This window comes from Nonomuraea sp. NPDC005692 (assembly GCF_040631115.1).
Lineage (GTDB): Bacteria > Actinomycetota > Actinomycetes > Streptosporangiales > Streptosporangiaceae > Nonomuraea.
In genome coordinates this window covers 178,997-199,161 of the sequence record NZ_JBEXYU010000003.1, presented here as the reverse complement: position 1 = coordinate 199,161, position 20,165 = coordinate 178,997, and the positions used below count along the sequence as shown (strand labels likewise).

The window sequence follows — 20,165 nt, the reverse complement described above, 5'->3', positions numbered from 1 at the left end:
CTAGTCTCAAGGCATGACCACTGACGCCGCGAGCATGGACGCCCTGCGCACCCAGGTGGAGCGCGCCCTCGGGGAGTTCGTCGAACGGCAGCTGCCCGCCTCGGGCGACGCCGAGCTCGAACCGCTGCGCGCCGCCGCGGGCGACCTGCTGGCCGGCGGCAAGCGCCTGCGTCCCGCGTTCTGCTACTGGGGCTGGCGCGGCGCGGGCGGCACCGACGTGCCCGAGATCTTCACCGCGGCCGCGTCGCTGGAGCTGTTGCAGGCCAGCGCGCTCGTGCACGACGACGTGATGGACAAAAGCGACCTGCGCAGGGGCATGCCGGCCGCCCACCGCCGCTTCCAGTCCCTGCACGAAAAGGAGGGCTGGCACGGCTCGCCCGAGCAGTTCGGCGAGGGGGCCGCCATCCTGCTGGGCAACCTGCTGCTGGTGTGGTCGGGCGAGATGTGGCGCACCAGCGGCCTGCCGCCGGCGTCGCTGGCCGCCGCCCAGCCCGTCCACGACCACATGCGCACCGAGCTGATGTGCGGCCAGTACCTCGACCTGCTGGAGCAGGCCCACGGCGAGAACACCTTCGAGTCGGCGCTGCGGGTGGCGCTGTTCAAGAGCGGCAAGTACTCGGTGGAGCAGCCGCTCAGGCTCGGCCTGGTGCTCGCGGCCGGCGGGCTGGAGCCGTGGATGGACGAGCTGTGCACCGGCTACGGCCGCCGCGTCGGCATCGCCTTCCAGCTCAGGGACGACATCCTGGGCGTGTTCGGCGACCCGGCCCAGACCGGCAAGCCGGCCGGCGACGACCTGCGGGAGGGCAAGCGCACGATGCTGGTGGCCCGCACCCTGGCCGCGGCGGCCCCGGAGGCGGCCGCGACGGTGCGCAGGCTGCTCGGCGACCCCGCGCTCGACGAGGACGGGGTGAGCGCCCTGCGCGAGATCATCACGGACAGCGGCGCGCTGCGGGAGTGCGAGGACCTGATCGCCGGCTATCTCACCGACGCGCTGGCCGCGCTCGACGAGGCGCCGGTCACCGCCGAGTCGCGCACGGCGCTGACCGAGCTGGCCATCGCCGCGACCTCCCGCAAGACCTGACCCCGGGCCTCTGGCTCCGGACCTCCGACCTCGGCCTCCGGTACCGGCGGCCGGCCTGAGCGCGCGCCCGGGTCTGGGCGTCCGGTTTGAGCACGCTTCCGGGGGCGGGCATCCGGGGATGGGCATCCGGCACGCGCATCCGGCTTCGGCGTGCGGCTTCGGCGCGGGGCTCGGGCGCCCGTCGTGGACGGGCGCCCGGTCGTGTCAGGGGGTCAGGCGTTTGGCGAACTCGGCCGCCGCCGCCCCCGGGTCCTCCGCGTCGGTGATCGCGCGTACGACCACCACGCGGCTCACGCCGTACGACATGACCTCGTCGAGGTTGGCGAGGTCGATGCCGCCGATCCCGAACCACGGCCGCGCCGCGCCCGACCCCGGGGCCGACCCTGGGGCCGGTCCCAGTGAGGCCGCGTGCCGCAGCAGCGCCGGGCCGGGCGCGTGGCGGCCCGGCTTGGTCGGCGTGGGCCAGATCGGGCCGCAGCAGAAGTAGTCGACGCCCTCCTCCACGGCCGCGGCGGACGCCTCGGCGACGGAGTGGGTGGACCGGCCGATGACGATGTCGTCGCCGAGTATCTCTCGCGCGACCGTCACGGGAAGGTCGTCCTGCCCCAGGTGGAGCACGTCGGGACGGGCGGCGAAGGCGATGTCCGCCCGGTCGTTGACGGCCAGCAGCTTGCCGTGCCGGTCGCAGGCGTCGCGGAAGACTTCCAGGAGCGCGAGTTCTTCGCGTGCCTCCAGGCCCTTCTCCCGCAGCTGGATGATGTCCACGCCGCCGGCCAGCACCGAGTCGAGGAACTCTGCCAGGTCGCCGCGGTCGCGGCGGCCGTCGGTGCAGAGATAGAGGCGGGCCTCAGAAACCGAGGGCCTGGGCACGCCGCTTGACCTCCGTGTGACGGCCGGCCTTGATCGCTTCGATGGGCGACCCCGGCAGGGACTCGTCTGGGGTGAAGAGCCAGCGCAGCGACTCGACGTCGTCGTAGCCGGCGTCCTGCAACACGGTCAGTGTGCCGGGCAGGCCCTTCATCACGTCCTTCCCGTCGATGAACACCGCGGGAACCTGTGGCCCGCCGCCGCCGCGGCGCACGCCGAGCAGCTTGTGGTCCTTGAGGAGTTGCTTGGCCCGCCCGATCGAGAGATCCAGGCGTGAGGCCACTTCGGGGAGAGTGAGCCACTCGTCGACGAGCTGGTCGGTCTCCCGGTCGATCTGTGCAACAGAAAGCGTCACGAAACCACAACTACCACATGCCGTCCTTGCTCAAACAACACAATCCCGTAGGGGGACCTCTGGATCTACCAGGCGTTCTGTGTCGAGGCGATGACCGCCCTCGATGATCCTACGGCCCTGCACGTAGTCCCGAGGCCGGTCGACGGCCAGCACGGCGGCGAGGGTGTCGCCGGAGGTCAGCCAGACGGCCGACCACTTGCCCTCGGGCTCGCCCCGGTAGAGCAGGCGGTCGCCGGAGGGGTGGTGGCCGATGTACTGGACCATGTGGCCGAACTGCTCGGACCAGAAGTAGGGCGCCGGGTCGTAGACGGCCTCCTCGCCCAGCAGGGTCGCGGCGGCGACCTCGGGCGAGCCGAGCGCGGTGTCCCAGTGCTCGACGCGGAGCCGGACGCCGTAGCGGCGCGACCACCAGGCCGCGCAGTCGCCGGCGGCGACCACGTTGGGCATGGACGTGCGCAGGTGCTCGTCGGTGACGACGCCGTTGTGCAGGTCGATGTCGGAGCCGGCCAGCCATTCGATGGCCGGGCGCACGCCGATGCCGGTGACGACCACGTGCGCCTGGACGAACTCGCCGCCCACCAGCCGCACGCCGCCCTCGTCCACCTCGTCGACCATGGTGTTCAGGCGCAGGTCGATGCCGTCGTACCAGTGTCGGGTGCGGGCGCCGATCTCCGGGCCCACGGCGTTGGCCAGCGGGGTGGGGCCGGCCTCGATGACGGTCACCGAGCAGCCGGCCTTGCGGGCGGCGGTGGCGACCTCGGCGCCGATCCAGCCCGCGCCGATGATCGCCACGTGCGCCCCGGCCACGAGCCCGGCGCGCAGCTCGTGGGCGTCGTCGAGGGTGCGCAGGACGTGCTGGGGGCCGTCGCCGGGCACGGTGATCGGCTCGGCGCCGGTGGCGATCACGAGGCCGTCGTAGCCGAGCTGGCCCTCGGTGGTCTCCACGACGCCCTCGCGCAGGGCCTTGGCGGTGACGCCGGGCCAGAAGTCGACCTCCAGCGCGTCGAGGTCGGCCTCCAGGAAGCTGGAGTCGGCCGCGCCGGACAACACGGCCTTGGACAACGGCGGACGGTCGTAGGGCCGATGGCGCTCCTGGCCGATCAGCGTGATCCGTCCGGTGAAGCCGCGCCCGCGCAGCGCCTCCGCGCTGCGCAGCCCGGCCAGGCCCGCTCCCACCACTACGACATGGTTCACGTTCATGACCATAACGGGGGCGGTGCCGGTGCGTCGCGCCGAGGCCGTAGGCTGGAGGCGCAAGACGCGCGGGAGTCCGGCCGTCACCGGGCTGAGAGGAAGGCTTGAGCGGGCCTTCGACCGCAAGACACCTGATCCGGATCATGCCGGCGAAGGGAGCGCGGATGAATGTGATCGTGGGCGGCGGGGTCGTCGGGTTGTCGATCGCCTGGCGGCTGGCCCGCGAGGGGCTGCCCGTCACGGTGGTCGACCCGGCCCCGGGCCGCGGGGCCTCCTACGCGGCGGCCGGGATGCTGGCGCCCGTCAGCGAGGTCGCCTACACCGAGGAGCCGCTGCTGCGGCTGGGGGCCGCCTCGCTGAGCCGGTGGCCGTCCTTCGCCGCCGAACTGGCCGCCGACGCGGGCCTCGGCCCGGACCTCAGCGCGGGCCGCAGTGCGGGCCTCAGCGCGGGCCGCAGTGCGGGCCTCAGCGCGAGCCTCGGGCCAGGTCTCGGCGCGGGCCTGGGCGGCGGGGCCGGGACGAGGTCCCGGGAGGCGTTCGGGGGCACGTTCGGGATGATCGGGCCGGAGGGGGCCGCTGGTCGTGCGCTCGACCTGCGCGCCGACGGCACGCTCGACGTCGCCTTCGGGGCCGACGACCTCGCGGCGCTCGACGACCTGGCGGCGTTCATGGACAAGCTGGGCCTGCGGGTCGAGCGGCTGACCGGGCGCGAGTGCCGCCGTCTGGAGCCCATGCTGGCGCCTTCGGTGCGCGGCGGGCTGCTGGCCCCCGGTGACGCCTGGGTCGATCCGCGCCGGGTCACGGCGGCGCTGCTGGCCGCGCTCGACCGGCTGGGCGTGCCCGTGGTGCGGGCGCGGGTGACCAGGCTGCTGCGCGACGGCGACACCGCTCCAGGCGTCGTGACAGGCGCTGGGATCGGCGCTGGGACCGGCGGCGGGACCGGCGGTGCGGCAGGCGCTGCGGCGGGTGCTGTGACCGGTGTGCGGCTCGAGCCCGTACCCGGTCAGCCTGAGCCGGCGGTGCGGGAGATCGCGGCCGAGCGGGTGGTGCTGGCCGCCGGGGCGTGGAGCGGGGAGCTGGCCGACGTGCCCGTCCGGCCGGTGAAGGGGCAGATCATGCGGTTGCGCTCGCCGCAGCCGCTGCTCGGGCGGTGCGTACGCGGGATGGTGCACGGCGCGCCCGTCTACCTCGTCCCCAGGGGCGACGGTGAGCTGGTGCTGGGGGCGACCCAGGAGGAGCTCGGGTTCGACACCCGGGTGACCGCGGGCGGGCTCTACGAGCTGCTGCGCGACGCCAGGGAGCTGGTGCCGGGCGTCACCGAGCTGGAGGTCGCCGACGTGGTCGCCGGGCTGCGTCCGGGCACCCCCGACAACCTGCCGATCATCGGGACGGGCGAGGTCCCCGGGCTGGTGCTGGCGACCGGCCACCACCGGGGCGGGGTGCTGCTGGCGCCCCTCACGGCCGCCCTGGTCACGGCGGCGGTGACGACCCCGGCCACGACCCCGGCGACGACCCCGGTGACGACGACGGCGCCCCCGCAGGCGCCCTCGACGGCGGCCTTGGCAACGGCCCGGACAACAACACAGACAGCGACACAGACAGCGGCCCAGACAGCGGCCCAGGCGGGGCTTTCGACGGGCGCGGGGATTCTGACGGGTGAGGAGGGCGAGCTGGCCGCGCTGTGCTCGCCCGCGAGATTTCGGGATATTTCATGATTGTGACGATCAACGGCGCCCCGCACGAGGTGGCCGACGGCACCACCGTGGCCCAGGCCGTACGGACGCTGACCACGGCCACCACCGGGGTGGCCGTGGCCGTGAACGACGAGGTGGTGACGCGGAGCACGTGGGAGACGACGGCGCTCGGCGACCGCGACCGCGTCGAGGTGCTGACGGCGGTGCAGGGTGGATGAGCTGATCATCGCCGGGGAGAAGTTCGCCTCCCGGCTCATCATGGGCACCGGCGGCGCACCCTCCCTCGAGGTGCTCGACCAGGCCCTGGTCGCCTCGGGCACCGAGCTGACCACGGTGGCCATGCGGCGGCTCGACCCCGGCGCCCGCGGCTCGGTCCTCGACGTGCTGCGCCGCCGCGACATCAAGGTGCTGCCGAACACCGCGGGCTGCTTCACCGCGGGCGAGGCCGTGCTGACGGCCCGGCTGGCCCGCGAGGCCCTGGGGACGAACTGGGTCAAGCTGGAGGTCATCTCCGACGAGCGCACGCTGCTGCCCGACCCGATCGAGACCTTCGACGCGGCCGAGCGGCTGGTGGCCGACGGGTTCGTGGTGCTGCCGTACATCGGCGACGACCCGGCGCTGGCACGGCGGCTGGAGCAGGCCGGCTGCGCGGCGGTGATGCCGCTGGGCGCGCCGATCGGCTCGGGGCTCGGGATCAGGAACCCGCACAACATCGAGCTCATCGTGGAGGCCGCCGAGGTGCCGGTGATCCTCGACGCCGGCATCGGCACGGCCAGCGACGCCGCCCTGGCCATGGAGCTGGGCTGCGACGCGGTGCTGCTGGCCACGGCGGTCACCCGGGCGCAGCGCCCCGAGCTCATGGCCTCGGCGATGAGGGCGGCCGTGGTGGCGGGACGCCAGGCGCGGCAGGCGGGCCGGATCCCGCGCCGTCGCTACGCCGAGGCGTCCTCGCCGACGACCCCGTAGGGATCCCCTGACCCACTGGAGCCGACGACCCCCTAGCGACCCCCTGAGACCCACTGGAGGGCCGGCTCGCGCCGGCCCTCCCGCCGGTCGGGGCCGCCCTAGCGAGAACGTCTCCGCATCGGTTTCGGGCGCGCGGGCCCTGCCGGTGGCAAAACGCCCGTAAACTCAGGGGGGTGGTGGATAAGACGACTGCGGACCCCCTGGTCGGGCGGCTCCTCGATGGGCGCTACCGCATCGAGAGCCGGATCGCCCGGGGCGGTATGGCGACCGTCTACCTGGCGCTCGACGTCCGGCTGGATCGCACTGTCGCGTTGAAGGTCATGCACCGCTCGCTCGCCGAGGACCCGGCCTTCGTCCGCAGGTTCATCGGCGAGGCCAAGTCGGTGGCCAGCCTGTCCCACCCCAACGTGGTGCACGTCTTCGACCAGGGCACCGACACCGACGTCGTCTACCTGTCGATGGAGTACGTGCCCGGCCGCACGCTGCGCGACATCCTGCGCGAGCGCGGCAGGCTGCCCGCCCGCGAGGCGCTGGAGATTATGATCCCGGTGCTGGCCGCCCTGGGCGCGGCCCACCAGGCCGGGATGGTCCACCGCGACGTGAAGCCCGAGAACGTGCTGATGACCGACGACGGCCGGGTCAAGGTCGTCGACTTCGGGCTGGCCAGGGCGATCGAGGCGACCAACCAGACCCGTACCGGCGTGATGATCGGCACGATCGGCTACATGTCGCCCGAGCAGGTCACCACCGGCGGCGCCGACGTGCGCAGCGACGTCTACGCCGCGGGCATCATGCTGTTCGAGCTGGTGACCGGGCAGCAGCCCTACGACGGCGAGACGCCGATGTCGGTGGCCTACCGGCACGTGCACGACACGGTGCCGCCGCCGTCGTCGCTGGTGCCCGAGGTGCCGCCGCTGATCGACACGCTGGTCGGGCACGCCACGGCCCGCGAGCCCCACGACCGCCCGGCCGACGCCACGGCGATGCTCGTCGAGGCGGTCGACGCCCACCGGATGCTGCCGCGGCTGAGCACCCCGCCGGCCATGACGGCCGTGTTCAACCAGTCGATGCCGCCGCGGCCGAGCGGTGCGGGCGCCCCGTCGATGCCGCTGGCCGCGCCGGCGCACACGCTGATCCAGCCGCGCGCCGAGGTGACGCCGCCGGGGTCGCCGCCGCCGCCGTCCAAGCGTTCGTTCAGGCCCAACTGGTTCCTGGTCGCGCTCGCCGCGGTCATGGTCGTGGCGGTGGCGCTGACCGGCTGGTACTTCTCCCAGACCAAATACGTGCTGGTGCCCGACCTGGTCGGCCAGAACATGGTGGTGGCCGAGCGCACCGCCACGAGCAAGGGCTTCAAGGTCCACAAGGTCGCCGGCGAGTACGACGAGGACACCGCCGAGGGGCTGGTGCTGCGTACCGACCCCGAGGGCAAGACCGAGCTGGAGAGCGGCAGCACGATCACGCTGGTGCCCTCGCTCGGCCCCAAGCGGGTGATCGTCCCCAGCGTCAAGGGCCTGACCAGCGACGAGGCCCGCATCAAGATCGCCGAGGCCGGGCTCACCGTGGGCAGCGTCAAGCGCCTGCCCAACGGCGAGGTCGAGCGGAACAAGGTGATCCGCAGCTCCCCCGAGGCCGGCGAGAAGGTCAAGGAGGGCGCCAAGGTCGGCATCTTCGTGAGCGCCGGCATGGTGATGCCCGACGTGACCGGCATGCCGAAGGACGAGGCCGCCGCCTACCTCGGCGGCCAGGGCTTCCAGGTGCAGGTCAACGAGGTCGACGACGACGCCGAGCCGTGCACGGTCATCGCCCAGGCGCCGAAGGCCAAGTCCGAGGTCGACAAGGGCACGCCCGCGATGATCACGGTGGCGCGCTGCCAGACCGACTTCTGGGACTGGTTCAAGGGCGACAACGAGGCCCGCGACGACCAGGAGTTCCGCCTGGTGCCCGCGGTCATCGGCAAGAACGTCAAGGACGCGAAGTCGGAGCTGGAGTCGCTGGGTTTCCGCGTGCGGATCCAGCGGCTGGCCAACGGCGGCGTCGTGCAGTACCAGCGGCCGTTACCGAACAGTGAGCGGCCGCCCGGCGCGACCGTCTTCCTCTGGCAGTAGTCCGCCGGGTCAGGCCAGGTGGCCGTGCAGGCGCACCCTGGCCAGCCCGCCGTCGGGGTAGATGTCGACCCGTACGTGGGTGACCGGTTCGGGGTGGCCGAGCCGGAAGCGGTGGGGGGCGTCGGGCTGCAGGCGGGTCTTCGGCAGCAGCGTGACCTCGCGCCCGCCGGACAGCCCGGTGAGCGCGACGTGGCCGGGGGCGTTGAAGATCAGGTTCGTGGTGTCGATCTCGGCCAGGCGCACCAGGCCCGGCCCGGCCAGGCGGATGAGCAGCCAGTCGTTGCCCGGCTCGCGGCGGCGCGCGGTCTCCCAGCCCTCTGCCTGGTGGCGGGCCAGGCCGGGGGCGATGACGTTGTTGGGCGCGGAGTAGAACTCGTCGGAGCAGGCGGTGACCAGGCCGCCGTTCTGGAGGGCGGCCAGGTCGAGGCTCAGCCCTTCGTAGACGGACAGGTCGGGGCGTACCTCGCCGTGCACGCGCAGGCGGGCGATGCCGCCGTCGGGGTACATGTTCAGGCGTACGTGGGTGTAGCGGGTGTCGTCGCCGGTGACCTCGACGTGGTGCTCGGCGTCGCCCTTGAGCGCGGTCCTCGGGACGATCTCCGTCCAGTCGGCGGCGGCCAGCTCGGCGGGCGAGGGATGGCCGGGCACGGCGGCGGCCTCGACCGAGGCGTACGGCGGGTAGTTGCCCTTGAACCAGGCCGTGTCGATCACCACGCCGCGGATCGCGCCCGGCAGGCCCAGCCGCACCAGGGCCCAGTCGTGGCCGGGCGTGCGGCGGCGGCGGGTCTCCCAGCCGTCGTACACCTGCCCCTTGTTGCCGAACGTCTCGGCGCGGAAGCCGGGGCGGCCCGGCCTGATCAGGCTCTCCTTCTCGGCGAAGGACTCGTCGCTGGCCGCCACGACCGCGCCGCCGAGGGTGCGCAGGGCCAGGTCGGGCAGGGTGGTGAAGCCGGGCATCTACTGCTCCCCCAGGATGAGGCGGCCGTGCGGCTCGCCGTCCACGGGACGGCCGCGCAGCCAGGTGGTCAGCACCGCGCCCTTGAGCAGGCGGCCGTGGTAGGGGGTGACGGGGTTGCGGTGGTGCAGGCGGGCGGCGTCCACCGGGTTGTCGGCGTCGGGGTCGAAGGCGACCAGGTCGGCGTCGCCGCCGGGGCGGATCGCGCCCTTGCCGGCGAGCCGGGCCGTCTCGGCGGGCGCGGCCGACATCCAGCGGACGACGTCGGCGAGCGTGTGCCCGCGCCGGGCGGCCTCCGTCCAGACCGCGGACAGGCCGAGCTGGAGTGAGGCGACACCGCCCCAGGCGGCGGCGAAATCGGGCACCTTCAGGTCGGCGGGCGAGGGCGAGTGGTCGGAGACGACGCTGCTCAGCACGCCGCCTGCCAGGCCCTCCCACAGCAGCTCGCGGTTGGCCCGCGAGCGGATGGGCGGGCAGCACTTGTACGACGTGCGCCCCTCGGGCACCTGCTCGGCCTCCAGCGTCAGGTAGTGGGGGCAGGTCTCGGCCGTGACCGCCACGCCGCCGGCCTGGGCCCGTGCCAGCACGTCGAGGCACTCGGCGCTGGAGACGTGCAGGATGTGCACGCGCGCGCCGGTCTCGGCGGCCAGCGCGACGACCCGCTCGACCGCGCTGCGCTCGGCGGCTCCCGGCCGCGACTCCAGGAACTCCCGGTACGTCGGCCCGCCCGGCTCGGCCAGCAGCTCAGGGTCCTCGGCGTGCACCACGACGAGCCCGCCGAACCCGGCGACCTCGGTCAGCACCGCCCGCAGCTCGGCCGTGGCGAGCGGCGGGAACTCCTCGACGCCCGACGGGGACATGAAGCACTTGAAGCCCCGGACGCCGCGCTCGTGCAGCGGCCGCAGCTCCTTGAGGTTGCCGGGGATCGCGCCGCCCCAGAACGCCACGTCCACGTGGCACTGCCCGCGGGCGGCCCGCAGCTTGGCCTCCAGCGCCTCCACGCTGACGGTCGGCGGCAGGGAGTTGAGCGGCATGTCCACGATCGTGGTCACCCCGCCCGCGGCGGCCGCCCTGGTGGCCGAGGCGAAGCCCTCCCAGTGGGTCCGGCCCGGCTCGTTGACGTGCACGTGCGTGTCCACCAGGCCGGGGAGCAGGGGCAGGTCGCGCAGGTCGATGTCCTCGGCGGCGTCGAGGGGCTCGGCGTAGTCGTACAGGGCCTGGACGCGTTCGCCCCGTACGACCACGGCCGCGGCCCGCTCCCCCTCGGGCGTGACCACCCTGCGGGACCGGACGACGAGGTCGTGGTCGGTCATCTGCCCTCCAGATGCTCGGCGGCCACGCGGGCGGCCAGGCGTTCCAGGAGCGGCCCGGCCTCGGCCATGCACCGGGCCGGGTCGGGCTCCAGGTCGGTCAGGGCGTAGGCGGCCTCGATGCCGGCGTCCTTGAGCTCGGTGTCGCCGAGGGTGCGCCGGCCGCAGACCGCGACCACCGGCACGCCCGCCCTGGCCGCGGCCTGGGCCACGCCGATCGGCGCCTTGCCGCGCAGGGACTGCTCGTCGAGCGACCCCTCGCCGGTGATCACCAGTCGCGCGTCCTGGACGAGCGCGCCGAAGCCGAGCAGGTCGAGCAGGTATTCGATGCCGGGCCGCAGCTCGGCGTGGAGGAAGGCCAGCGCGGCGAACCCGACGCCGCCCGCCGCGCCCGCCCCTGGGGCTCCGGCCACGCCCATGGCGCGCGGGGTGTCGTCGTGCTCGACGGCGCCGAGCAGGCCGTGGGTCTGCGTGGCGACGGCGGCCAGCCGGGACAGGCCCGCCTCCAGCACCTTGACGTCCTCGGGGGTGGCGCCCTTCTGCGGGCCATAGACGGCGGCAGCTCCGTGCGGGCCGAGCAGCGGGTTGTCCACGTCGCCCGCCACCACGAACTCCACCCCGGAGACGTCGGCGAACCCGGACAGGTCGATGCGGGCCAGCCCGCGCAGCGCGGCGCCGCCGTCGGGCAGCTCGGCGCCGTCGCCGTCCAGCAGGCGGGCGCCGAGCGCGCGGACCATGCCCGCTCCCCCGTCGGTGGAGGCGCTGCCGCCGAGCCCGAGGACGACCCGCCGCGCGCCCCTGCGCAGGGCGTCGGCGATCAGCTCTCCGGTGCCGTAGGAGGTGGCGGTCAAGGGGGCGGGCCCGGCGGACAGCCGCCGCAGCCCGGACGCCTCGGCCAGCTCCACCACGGCCGTCGGCGTGCCGCCGGCCGTCCGCCAGGCGTACGCGGCGCTCACGCGTTCGCCGGTGGGCCCGGTGACCTCCACGGTGACGCGGTCGAACCCGCAGGCCACGGCCGCCTCGACGGTGCCGTCGCCGCCGTCGGCGACCGGCAGCTCGACCGTGGGCACCCCGAGCCCCGCCGACACCCGCGCCGCGACCTCGGCGGCCGTGAGGGAGCCCTTGAACTTGTCGGGTGCCACCAGAACCTGCTTTACCACTACGAACTCCCACAAGATGCTGAACAATGGCCGGACACGCCTTCCTGCCCGGTGCGAGCGGGCAGGAAGGCGTGACTCATCATCACATCAGCCCCCCGGCCGGCGGCGGCCGAGGGTAGGTGCCCTCAGTGAAAGGTGCCCTCAAAGAAGGTGCCCTCAGTGAAACAGGCGCCCGCACCCGCCGCCCATGGGCCGCGAGCACGAACCTGAGCGGTTCTGACGGGTTCTGAGGTGTGTGATCCTCCAATTAGGCTCACATCCCGTAAGGAGGCGTTTCATGCGCATATCTGAGCGGGAGAGGCGGCGCCGGCTGGGCGTGCGCCACAGCCTGGCGGCCAAGGCGGCGACCCCGGAGGAGGCGACGGCGTCCGTGGTGGCGCTGCACGCCACCGACCCGGCGACCGTGTTCCTGTCGGCGGGCGCCCGGCTCACCGCCCCCGGGACCGAGCCGGTCGAGCGGGCCCTGTACGAGGACCGCACGCTGGTGCGCATGCACGGGATGCGCCGCACGGTGTTCGTGGTCCCGGCCGCGCTGGTGCCCGTCGTGCACCACTCCTCCACGCTCGCGGTCGCCACGAGGGTGCGCAAGGCGCTGGTCAAGGAGCTCACCGCGGCCGGCGGCTGGGACGAGCCGTGGCTGGCCGACGTGGAGTCGTCGGTGCTGCGCGTCCTGGCGGAGGAGGGCACGGCGACGGCGGCCCGGCTGGGAGTGCTGGAGCCGCGGCTGCGCGAGCAGTTCCGGGTGGCCGTGGGCAAGCCGTACGAGGCCGTGCACAGCGTCGGTCAGCGGCTGATCACGCTGATGGGCATGGAGGGCCGGCTCGTCCGCCAGGGCCGCCCGTCCGGCTCGTGGACGAGCACGCAGCACCTGTGGGCCGTCGCCCCGCCCATGGACGAGACCACGGTCCCGCAGGCCCAGGCGGAGCTGGTGCGCCGCTGGCTGGCCGCGTTCGGCCCCGGCACGGAGGCCGACGTCAAGTGGTGGACCGGCTGGACGCTGCGCGAGGTGCGCGCCGCGCTGGCCGCCGTCGGCGCGGTCGAGGTCGAGCTGGACGAGGGCGCGGGATACGTCCTGCCTGACGACCTGGACGGGACGCCCGAGCGCGGGCCGTGGGCGGCGCTGCTGCCCGCCCTGGACCCGACGCCGATGGGCTGGCAGGGCCGCGACTGGTACCTGCCGAAGGAGCACCGGGCCGAGCTGTTCGACCGCAGCGGCAACGTCGGCCCGACCGTGTGGTGGGACGGGCAGGTCGTCGGCGGCTGGGGGCAGCGGCCCGGCGGCGAGATCGTGTGGCGGGCGCTCACCGACCTGGGCTCGGACGCCGTGGCCGCCGTGGAGGCCGAGATCGCCGGTCTGGCCTCCTGGCTCGGCGGCGTGCGGATCACGCCCCGCTTCCGCACGCCTCTGGAGCGCGCGCTCGCGGAGTAGGCCGTCAGGAGACCACGCGGATGAACTCCTCCAGCGAGTAACGCCCGTCCTGGTCGGAGTCGGCCTCCTGGCTCAGCGCCCCGAGGGCCTCGGCGGGCAGGTCGGGGAAGTGCCGCTTCAGCTCGGCCTCGCTGACGAAGCCGTCGCCGTCGGTGTCGATCTCGGCGAAGGTGCTCTTGAGCTGCGCCAGCCGCTCACCGGGGAGTTCTGCCGACACGGGACCGCCTTTCGGTACTGAATGCCACGTTCCGGACATTCACCACCCTAGTGCTGGATCTCCCTGCCCGCCGAGTGCCCGCGCTCGGCGGCCAGCCGCATCAGCCTGCGGTGGGCCTCGGCGCCCGCCCGTCCGGCCGCGTCGTGGGACGTCGTCCGCAGCTCGCCGTCCTCGACCACGGTCCGGCCGCCGACCAGGACGCGGGCCACCGGCGGCGGGGGCCCGAACACCAGCGCGCACACCGGGTCGGCCACGGCGGCGGTGAAGGGCCCGCCGGTCCGCCACAGGACGACGTCGGCCAGCTTGCCGGGCTCCAGCGAGCCGAGCTCGGCCTCGCGGCCCAGGTTGCGCGCCCCGCCCAGGGTGGCCAGCTCCAGCGCCTGGCGGGCCGACAGCGCGCGGGGGCCGTACCTGGCCCGCTGGAACAGCAGGGCCTGCCGCATCTCCCCGGCCAGTGAGGTCAGCTCGGAGGAGGCGCTGCCGTCCACGCCGAGGCCGACGTTCACGCCCTGGCGCAGCATCTCCGACACGCGGGCGATCCCGGCGCCCAGGCGGCCGTTGGAGGAGGGACAGTGGGCCGCGCCCGTGCCGGTGCGGGCGAGCTTGGCGATGTCGGCGTCACTGAGGTGCACGGCGTGCGCGAGCCACACGTCGGGCCCCAGCCAGCCGAGCTTGTCGATGTAGTCGACCGGACGCACGCCGAACTGCTCGACGCAGTGCTCGTCCTCGTCGAGGGTCTCGGCCAGGTGGGTGTGCAGGCGGACGCCCTTGGCCCTGGCCAGGGCCGCCGACTCGGTCATCAGCTCCGCGCTGGCCGAGAACGGCGAGCACGGCGCCACCGCGACCCGCACCATCGAGGACGGCGACGGGTCGTGGTGGGCGTCCACCGCCTCGGCCGTCGCGGCCAGCACGTCGTCGAGCTCCTCGACCACCTCGTCCGGCGGCAGCCCGCCCTGCGAGCGGCCCAGGTCCATCGAGCCGCGCGCCGGGTGGAAGCGCAGGCCGATCTCCCGCGCCGCCTCGACCTCGGCCGCGAGCAGGTCGCCCCGGCCCTTGGGGAAGACGTAGTGGTGGTCGCTGGAGGTGGTGCAGCCGGCCAGCGCCAGCCAGCCGAGCCCGGCCGTGGCCGCGCCCCTGACGACCTCGGCGTCCATGGCCGCCCACACGTCGTAGAGCGCCACCAGCCACTCGAACAGGGTGGCGTCCTGGGCCAGCCCCTGGGAGGCCCACTGGTAGAGGTGGTGGTGGGTGTTGACCAGGCCCGGGGTGGCCAGGCAGCCGGAGCCGTCCACGCGCCGGACGCCGGGGGTGGCGGGCGCGGGGCCGGGGCCGAGCGCGGCGATCCGGTCGCCCTCGACGACGAGGTGGCCCGAGGGGATCTCGGGGCCGACGACGGGCGCGATGTGCACGTTCTCGATCAGCAGGGTCATCAAGGCGCCTTCCGTGCGACGGCCAGCCGGACCGCGTCCAGGATCTTCTCGTAGCCGGTGCAGCGGCACAGGTTGCCCGCCAGCGCCTCGCGGATCTCCGCGTCGGACGGCCGGGGCACGCGTTCGAGCAGGTCATGGGCCTGTACGACGAGCCCGGGAGTGCAGAACCCGCACTGCACGGCCCCGCACTCGACGAACGCCTCCTGCACCGGGTCGAGCCGGTCGCCCGCGGCCAGCCCCTCGACCGTGCGCACCCGCCGCCCCTCGGCCTGCCCGGCGGCGACCAGGCACGAGCAGACCGGCAGCCCGTCGAGATAGACCGTGCACGAGCCGCACTCGCCCTGCTCGCAGGCGTTCTTGGAGCCGGGCAGCCCGATCCGCTCGCGCAGGACGTACAGCAGGCTCTCCCCCTCCCAGACGTCGTCCACGCTGTGGGCGCGGCCGTTGACGGTGACGTTCAGGCGCATCAGGCGGCCCTCCTCGCGAGGTGGTCGTTCCAGGCCCAGGTGAGCGTGCGCCGGGCCATCACGCCGATCGCGTGCACCCGGTAGGCGGCGGTGCCGCGCACGTCGTCGATGGGCGCGGCGGCCCGCGCGCACAGCTCGCCGAAGCGGGCCAGCAGCGCGGGGTCGAGCGGGGCGTGCCAGTCCAGCTCCCCGGCCAGCAGGTCCTCCGCCTCCAGGGCGCGGCGCGGCGTGGGCGCGGCCGAGCCGATCCCGGTGCCGACCCGCCGCTCGCCCGGGTGCAGCGCGACCGCGAACGAGCACACCGCGATCACCATGGCGTTGCGCGTGCCGACCTTGGAGAAGTACTGGGGCCCCTGGGCGGGTTCGACGCGCACGGCCCTGATCAGCTCGTCCGGCTCCAGGGCGTTGCGCTTGACCCCGAGGTAGAACTCGGCGGCGGGGATCAGCCGGGTGCCGCGCTCTCGTGACTCGACCTCGACGACCGCGCCCGCCGCCAGCAGCGGCGGATGGCTGTCGCCCGCGGGCGAGGCCGCGCCGAGGTTCCCGGCGACGGTGCCGCGGTTGCGGATCTGCGGCGAGCCGACCGTGCGCGCGGCCTGCGCGAGCCCCGGCAGCACGCCGCCCAGCTCGTCGACGACCGTGGCGTACGTCACCCCAGCCCCGATCCGGCAGACCCCGTCGGTCATGCCCCATTCGCGCAGTTCGGCCACCTGGTTGAGGTCGAGCAGCGCCTCCGGCCTGCGCACGTCGAAGTTGATCTCGACCATCACGTCGGTGCCGCCCTGGACGGGCAGCGCTCCGGGCCGGTCCGCCTTGGCGGCCAGCGCCTCAGCCCACGTGGTGGGCCGCAAGAAGTCCATCGTCCTCACTCCCAGGCGAATCCCGCGTCGGGTGCGTCCTCACACAGCACACTGCCCTCGATCAGCCCGTAGGGACGGTCGGCGGCGTAGAAGACCTCGTTCTCGTTGTCCAGGCCGAACGGCGACAGGTCGACCAGGAAGTGGTGCTTGTTCGGCAGCGTGAGCCGGACCTCGCAGACCTGCGGGCAGGTCGTCAGCACCCGCTCGCCCATCGCGTACAGGGTCTGCTGCAACGACAGGCTGTGCGTCTGCGCGAAGGCGTCCAGCAGGCAGGCGCGCACCCGCGCGTACGGCGGGCGCTCGCCCGTCCCGGTGTGCCGCCAGCGGGCGGTGACCGCGGTGGCCAGGATGCGGTCGGTCGTCGGCTGGAGGGTGGTGTACTCGTCCACGATGTAGCCGTGGAACTCCGAGCCGGTCGAGTTCAGCACGACCAGGTCCGTCAGGCCGGACACGACGGTGGTGCGGCCGTCCCTGTCGTGGTGGACGACGCACGTGCGCACCTCGCCGCCGTCGCGCACGAAGGAGTGCCGCGACTCGCCGGGGATGCGGTTCCAGGCGTACTCCTCGATCTCCACCCGCGCGTGGTGGATGGACGGGTGCGCGGAGACGTAGTGGCGGGCCAGTAAGAGGGCGAAGTCCTCGATCTCGCCGACGCCGTGCTTCCTGGCGAAGGCGTAGGCGGTGTTCTTCTGCGTGTCGGTGGGCAGGACGGCGGCGTTGCCGCCGTTCCTGTGCGCCTCCTCCATGTCGCCCGACAGCGAGGTGCTGACGTTGATGTCCTTGAGATGGTGGACGGCTCCCTCCCTGACCACGCGGACCAGCCTGGTCTCCGCCTTGCCGTAGCGGTTGGGGCCGAGCTTGACGGTCATCTAGCTCCCTCGGTAGGTGGAGTAGGCGTACGGGCTGAGCAGCAGCGGCACGTGGTGGTGAGCTCCGGGGTCGGTGACCGTGAAGGCGATGACGACCTCGGGGTAGAAGGTGTCGGCCAGGTAGGCGCCGGTGTCGAAGACGACGCGGTGCACGCCCTCCTCGGTGTCCCAGCCCTTGATCCGCCCGTCGTCGTCGGTGCTGCCCCGGGCCAGCACGCGGCCCTCGTGCTCCAGCCGGACGCCCACCCCGGCGGCCGGGCGGCCCGAGACCGCGTCCAGAACGTGCGTCGAGAAGCTCATCTCCCCTCCCCTTCCATGAGCTTCCCCAGCCGGAGCCGGGTGATCTTCGCCAGTTCTTCGCGGACGACCCCGCGCTCGGTCTCCTCGTCGTTGTCCAGCCGGGCGCGCAGCCGGGCCAGCAGCTCGGCCCCGCTGAGGCCGGTGGCGCAGACCAGGTAGACGTACCCGAACCGCTCCTCGTAGGCGCGGTTGCCCGCGGCCAGCGCGGCCCGCAGGTCCTCACCGCCGGGCGCGTGCTCCTGCGCGCCCGCCTGCTCCTGGCGCGACCAGCGCGACTCCCGGCCGTCCCCGGACGGTCGTTCCCCGATGCGCGGGTGGGCCGCCAGCGCCTCCAGCACGTCGGGCCACTTCAGCTCGCGCACCGCCGTCTCGGCGGCCTCGGCGAGCCGTTCGCGGGCGGCGTAGGGCCTGCGGGCGGCCACCGCCGCCGCGAACGCGCGGGAGGCGCAGCAGGCCAGCAGCTCCGCCTCCGCCTCCTCGCGCGGCCGCCGGTTGAACCCGGCCAGGGAGTTGGACATGTCAGCAGTACACACACGGGCCTGGTTCCCGGTCCATCCGTGAGAACTCCCAAGTACGCAACGGGATGGCCAGGACTTTTCGTGTCATGCTCCAACCCGGCCCCGGCCGGGACGCCCCTGAGCTGCGCCTACACTGGGAGCCATCATGACCTTGACATCCCAGATCGGCGGGCACGTGTCCGTCACCGGCGGCCTGGCGACCGGCGGCCTGAAGTACATGGCCGAGATCGGCGCCGAGATGATCCAGGTGTTCGTCACCAACCCGCGCGGCTGGGCGCTCAACGACGGCAAGCCCGCCGAGGACGCCAAGCTGGCCGAGTCCGGCGTCACCGCGTTCATCCACGTGCCGTACCTGGTGAACTTCGGCTCGCCCAACCCCGAGACGCTGGCCAACTCCATCGCGGTCGTGCGCCACGGGCTGCGGCGCGGGGTCGAGACCGGCGCCAAGGGCGTCGTGGTCCACACCGGCTCGGCCGTCACCCAGTCGCGCGACGACGCGCTGCGGCAGATCCACGAGACCCTGCTCCCGCTGCTCGACGAGATCCCCGAGGGCGGCCCCGACCTGCTGCTGGAGCCCATGGCGGGCCAGGGCGCGATGCTCTGCGCGACCGTCCAGGACCTGGAGCCCTATCTCGCCGCGCTCGACTGGCACCCGCGGGCCTGCGTCTGCCTCGACACCTGCCACGCCTTCGCCGCCGGCCACGACCTGGCCGCCGAGGGCGGGGTGCGGGAGACGTTCGACGCCCTGCACGCCCTCGCGCCCGGCCGGCTCAAGCTCATCCACGCCAACGACAGCAAAGACGTGTGCGGGGCCAAGAAGGACCGTCACGAGAACATCGGCGCGGGCCACATCGGCGCGCGGCCGTTCGCCGAGATCATGCGGCATCCGGCGGTGGCGGGCGTGCCGATCTGCATCGAGACGCCCGGCAAGGCCGACAAGCACCGCGAGGACATCGAGCTGCTGAAGAAGCTCCGCGACGAGGGCTTTCGCCCCCGTCCCCGGTGACGGGGGCGAAAGCCCTGGTCGTCGATCGTGAGAGGGGCGCCTGCTCGCACGATCCGGCCGCCCCCGAAGGCCGGATCGCGGGGCCGGGGTCCGTGGCCTCCGCAGGCGCCCCTTCACCTGATCGGCAGGCGGGCCCTACCCCCCGGTCAAAGGCCCGACAGCCGTGGTGACCTGGCTGGTCACCGATGAAGCCGGCGCATCAGGCCCTTGCTTGGACCTTGCGGCCCGTCCCCCCCGATGCGCCGGGTGGCTTCCGATGCCGAAACACTACGGTCGCGATCTTGTGGGCGAAACCCTGTTCACGTCCAGCTCGCTGAACGGTCTGTAGTCATCGACATACGGAGGGTGGCCGGACGGCGAGCGGTCACCGGGGCGCGACGAACGGCAGGTTCATGGGTCCTCCCCAGAGCCCGGCGGGTACCCGAAGGGCAACGCAGGAACCGGCCCCAAGGGCCAGACCCCGACGTGACCTGGGAAATCCTTTACCATCGCGGCGGCACGACCGTCCGGCCGCCGGGGCCCGGCACCGGCCGGACACGCCCAGCTTCACGCCTACCCATTGGCACCAGCCCGTAGGGACGCCCGCGGGCGGGCGGTCAGGAGAAGACGCCGCGATGCTGGCGGACGAGCTGTTCGCGCACCTGGCGGCTGTGCCGCCGGCTGACCTGCAACGTCTCGGTGCCGACGGTGAGCGTGACCCGGCCGCCCTCGAAGCGCAGCTCGCTGACGTGCCGGGCCGAGACCAGGGTGCTGCGGTGGACGCGCAGGAACCCCGCCTCCGACCAGCGACGTTCGAGCGCGGCCAGCGACATGCGGACGAGGTAGCTGCCGTCGCCGGTGTGCAGCCGCACGTAGTCGCCCTTGGCCTCGGCGAACCAGACGGCCTGCTGCGGCACGAACCTGGTGCGCCCGCCCAGCTCGACCGGGATCACGTCGTCCTGGCTCGGCTCGGCGAGCGGCGCGGAGGCCGCCTCCAGCCGCCTGACCGCCTCCGCCAGGCGCTCGGCCCGGACCGGTTTGAGCAGGTAGTCGACGGCCTCCAGCTCGAACGCCTGCACCGCGCACTCCTCGTGCGCCGTGACGAACACCAGCTTGGGCGGGCTGGGAAAGCCGCCGACCAGCCGGGCGAGGTCGAGCCCGTCGAGGCCCGGCATCCGGATGTCGAGGAAGATCGCGTCGAGCCGCTCACCGCCGCCGATCATCTGCACCATGTCCTGCAGCGCGGTGACGCCGTCGGCCGCGGTCGCGACGTGTTCGATTCTCGTGTCCTGGCGCAGCAGGTAGGCGAGCTCCTCAAGAGCGGGCACCTCGTCGTCGACTGCCAGGACCCTCAGCATGGCCTCCACGCTGCCGTATGAAAGCAAAGGTCACAAGCGACACGC

At 73.6% G+C, this 20,165-nt stretch carries 21 protein-coding genes and 1 riboswitch; of the genes, 7 read left to right on the top strand and 14 right to left on the bottom strand.

The features are described from left to right. Positions 1-13: 13 nt before the first annotated feature. On the top strand, positions 14-1,081 hold the full coding sequence (locus ABZ459_RS09200; RefSeq protein ID WP_357967897.1) for a polyprenyl synthetase family protein: 1,068 nt from the start codon (positions 14-16) through the stop codon (positions 1,079-1,081). A 204-nt stretch (positions 1,082-1,285) separates the two neighbouring features. Here the strand turns inward: ABZ459_RS09200 and thiE are convergent, their stop codons facing one another. The 3 genes from thiE to ABZ459_RS09185 are packed head-to-tail and all read right to left on the bottom strand — an operon-like array spanning position 1,286 to position 3,503. Then, entirely contained in the window at positions 1,286-1,951 is a 666-nt protein-coding gene (gene thiE / locus ABZ459_RS09195; RefSeq protein WP_357967895.1) for a thiamine phosphate synthase, read from the bottom strand. Next, positions 1,929-2,303 (bottom strand): Rv2175c family DNA-binding protein, encoded by a 375-nt coding sequence (locus ABZ459_RS09190; protein WP_357967892.1) that lies wholly within the window; start codon positions 2,301-2,303, stop codon positions 1,929-1,931. The genes thiE and ABZ459_RS09190 overlap by 23 nt, the downstream gene beginning before the upstream one ends. A 30-nt stretch (positions 2,304-2,333) precedes the next feature. Next, positions 2,334-3,503 (bottom strand): FAD-dependent oxidoreductase, encoded by a 1,170-nt coding sequence (locus tag ABZ459_RS09185; protein WP_357967889.1) that lies wholly within the window; start codon positions 3,501-3,503, stop codon positions 2,334-2,336. 52 nt (positions 3,504-3,555) lie between these two features. After that, positions 3,556-3,672: riboswitch (TPP riboswitch) on the top strand. On the opposite strand from ABZ459_RS09185, the gene ABZ459_RS09180 reads away from it, so the two are divergent. The 4 genes from ABZ459_RS09180 to pknB all read left to right on the top strand — a co-directional run bounded on the left by ABZ459_RS09180 (position 3,662) and on the right by pknB (position 8,262). Further along, positions 3,662-5,212 carry an FAD-dependent oxidoreductase gene (locus ABZ459_RS09180; protein WP_357967887.1) on the top strand — a complete coding sequence of 517 codons (1,551 nt, stop codon included), beginning with the start codon at positions 3,662-3,664 and terminating at the stop codon, positions 5,210-5,212. (Overlaps the previous riboswitch by 11 nt.) Further along, complete coding sequence (gene thiS, locus ABZ459_RS09175; protein WP_357967885.1) at positions 5,209-5,409, top strand: sulfur carrier protein ThiS; 201 nt, start codon at positions 5,209-5,211, stop codon at positions 5,407-5,409. Before ABZ459_RS09180 ends, thiS begins: the two co-directional genes overlap by 4 nt. Further along, positions 5,402-6,157 (top strand): thiazole synthase, encoded by a 756-nt coding sequence (locus ABZ459_RS09170; protein WP_357967882.1) that lies wholly within the window; start codon positions 5,402-5,404, stop codon positions 6,155-6,157. The genes thiS and ABZ459_RS09170 overlap by 8 nt, the downstream gene beginning before the upstream one ends. 176 nt (positions 6,158-6,333) lie before the next feature. Next, positions 6,334-8,262 carry a Stk1 family PASTA domain-containing Ser/Thr kinase gene (pknB, locus tag ABZ459_RS09165; RefSeq protein WP_357967879.1) on the top strand — a complete coding sequence of 643 codons (1,929 nt, stop codon included), beginning with the start codon at positions 6,334-6,336 and terminating at the stop codon, positions 8,260-8,262. A gap of 9 nt (positions 8,263-8,271) precedes the next feature. On the opposite strand, the gene alc is transcribed toward pknB, so the two are convergent. The 3 genes from alc to ABZ459_RS09150 are packed head-to-tail and all read right to left on the bottom strand — an operon-like array spanning position 8,272 to position 11,669. Further along, a complete protein-coding gene (gene alc, locus ABZ459_RS09160) occupies positions 8,272-9,219 on the bottom strand; it encodes an allantoicase (RefSeq protein ID WP_357967876.1) in 948 nt (315 codons plus the stop codon). After that, complete coding sequence (allB, locus tag ABZ459_RS09155) at positions 9,220-10,530, bottom strand: allantoinase AllB (protein WP_357967874.1); 1,311 nt, start codon at positions 10,528-10,530, stop codon at positions 9,220-9,222. Further along, on the bottom strand, positions 10,527-11,669 hold the full coding sequence (locus tag ABZ459_RS09150; RefSeq protein ID WP_357967871.1) for a glycerate kinase: 1,143 nt from the start codon (positions 11,667-11,669) through the stop codon (positions 10,527-10,529). Before ABZ459_RS09150 ends, allB begins: the two co-directional genes overlap by 4 nt. Positions 11,670-11,964: 295 nt before the next feature. Here ABZ459_RS09150 and ABZ459_RS09145 point away from each other — a divergent pair, with 295 nt between their 5' ends. Beyond that, the gene (locus ABZ459_RS09145) at positions 11,965-13,116 is read left to right on the top strand and encodes a winged helix DNA-binding domain-containing protein (RefSeq protein ID WP_357967868.1); all 1,152 of its coding nucleotides are present in this window, start codon (positions 11,965-11,967) and stop codon (positions 13,114-13,116) included. 4 nt (positions 13,117-13,120) lie between these two features. Here ABZ459_RS09145 and ABZ459_RS09140 read toward each other — a convergent pair whose 3' ends face one another. Genes ABZ459_RS09140 through uraD form a run of 7 tightly spaced genes read right to left on the bottom strand, consistent with a single transcriptional unit; the run spans position 13,121 to position 17,777 of the window. Next, positions 13,121-13,333: an EF-hand domain-containing protein gene (locus tag ABZ459_RS09140; RefSeq protein ID WP_357967865.1), complete on the bottom strand. Its 213-nt coding sequence runs from the start codon at positions 13,331-13,333 to the stop codon at positions 13,121-13,123. 47 nt (positions 13,334-13,380) lie between these two features. Beyond that, a complete protein-coding gene (locus tag ABZ459_RS09135) occupies positions 13,381-14,763 on the bottom strand; it encodes an 8-oxoguanine deaminase (protein ID WP_357967864.1) in 1,383 nt (460 codons plus the stop codon). Continuing rightward, positions 14,763-15,230: a (2Fe-2S)-binding protein gene (locus ABZ459_RS09130; protein WP_357967861.1), complete on the bottom strand. Its 468-nt coding sequence runs from the start codon at positions 15,228-15,230 to the stop codon at positions 14,763-14,765. The genes ABZ459_RS09135 and ABZ459_RS09130 overlap by 1 nt, the downstream gene beginning before the upstream one ends. Then, positions 15,230-16,090, bottom strand: coding sequence for a xanthine dehydrogenase family protein subunit M (locus ABZ459_RS09125; protein WP_357967859.1), 861 nt, complete (start codon positions 16,088-16,090; stop codon positions 15,230-15,232). Before ABZ459_RS09125 ends, ABZ459_RS09130 begins: the two co-directional genes overlap by 1 nt. A 5-nt stretch (positions 16,091-16,095) precedes the next feature. Then, positions 16,096-16,959 (bottom strand): factor-independent urate hydroxylase, encoded by an 864-nt coding sequence (gene pucL / locus ABZ459_RS09120; RefSeq protein WP_357967857.1) that lies wholly within the window; start codon positions 16,957-16,959, stop codon positions 16,096-16,098. After that, a complete protein-coding gene (uraH, locus tag ABZ459_RS09115; protein ID WP_357967854.1) occupies positions 16,960-17,259 on the bottom strand; it encodes a hydroxyisourate hydrolase in 300 nt (99 codons plus the stop codon). Further along, complete coding sequence (uraD, locus tag ABZ459_RS09110) at positions 17,256-17,777, bottom strand: 2-oxo-4-hydroxy-4-carboxy-5-ureidoimidazoline decarboxylase (protein ID WP_357967852.1); 522 nt, start codon at positions 17,775-17,777, stop codon at positions 17,256-17,258. The genes uraH and uraD overlap by 4 nt, the downstream gene beginning before the upstream one ends. Before the next feature lie 145 nt (positions 17,778-17,922). On the opposite strand from uraD, the gene ABZ459_RS09105 reads away from it, so the two are divergent. Beyond that, positions 17,923-18,783, top strand: coding sequence for a deoxyribonuclease IV (locus tag ABZ459_RS09105; RefSeq protein ID WP_357967849.1), 861 nt, complete (start codon positions 17,923-17,925; stop codon positions 18,781-18,783). Positions 18,784-19,379: 596 nt separating this feature from the next. Here ABZ459_RS09105 and ABZ459_RS09100 read toward each other — a convergent pair. Then, positions 19,380-20,120, bottom strand: coding sequence for a LytTR family DNA-binding domain-containing protein (locus tag ABZ459_RS09100; RefSeq protein WP_357967846.1), 741 nt, complete (start codon positions 20,118-20,120; stop codon positions 19,380-19,382). Positions 20,121-20,165 lie beyond the last annotated feature (45 nt).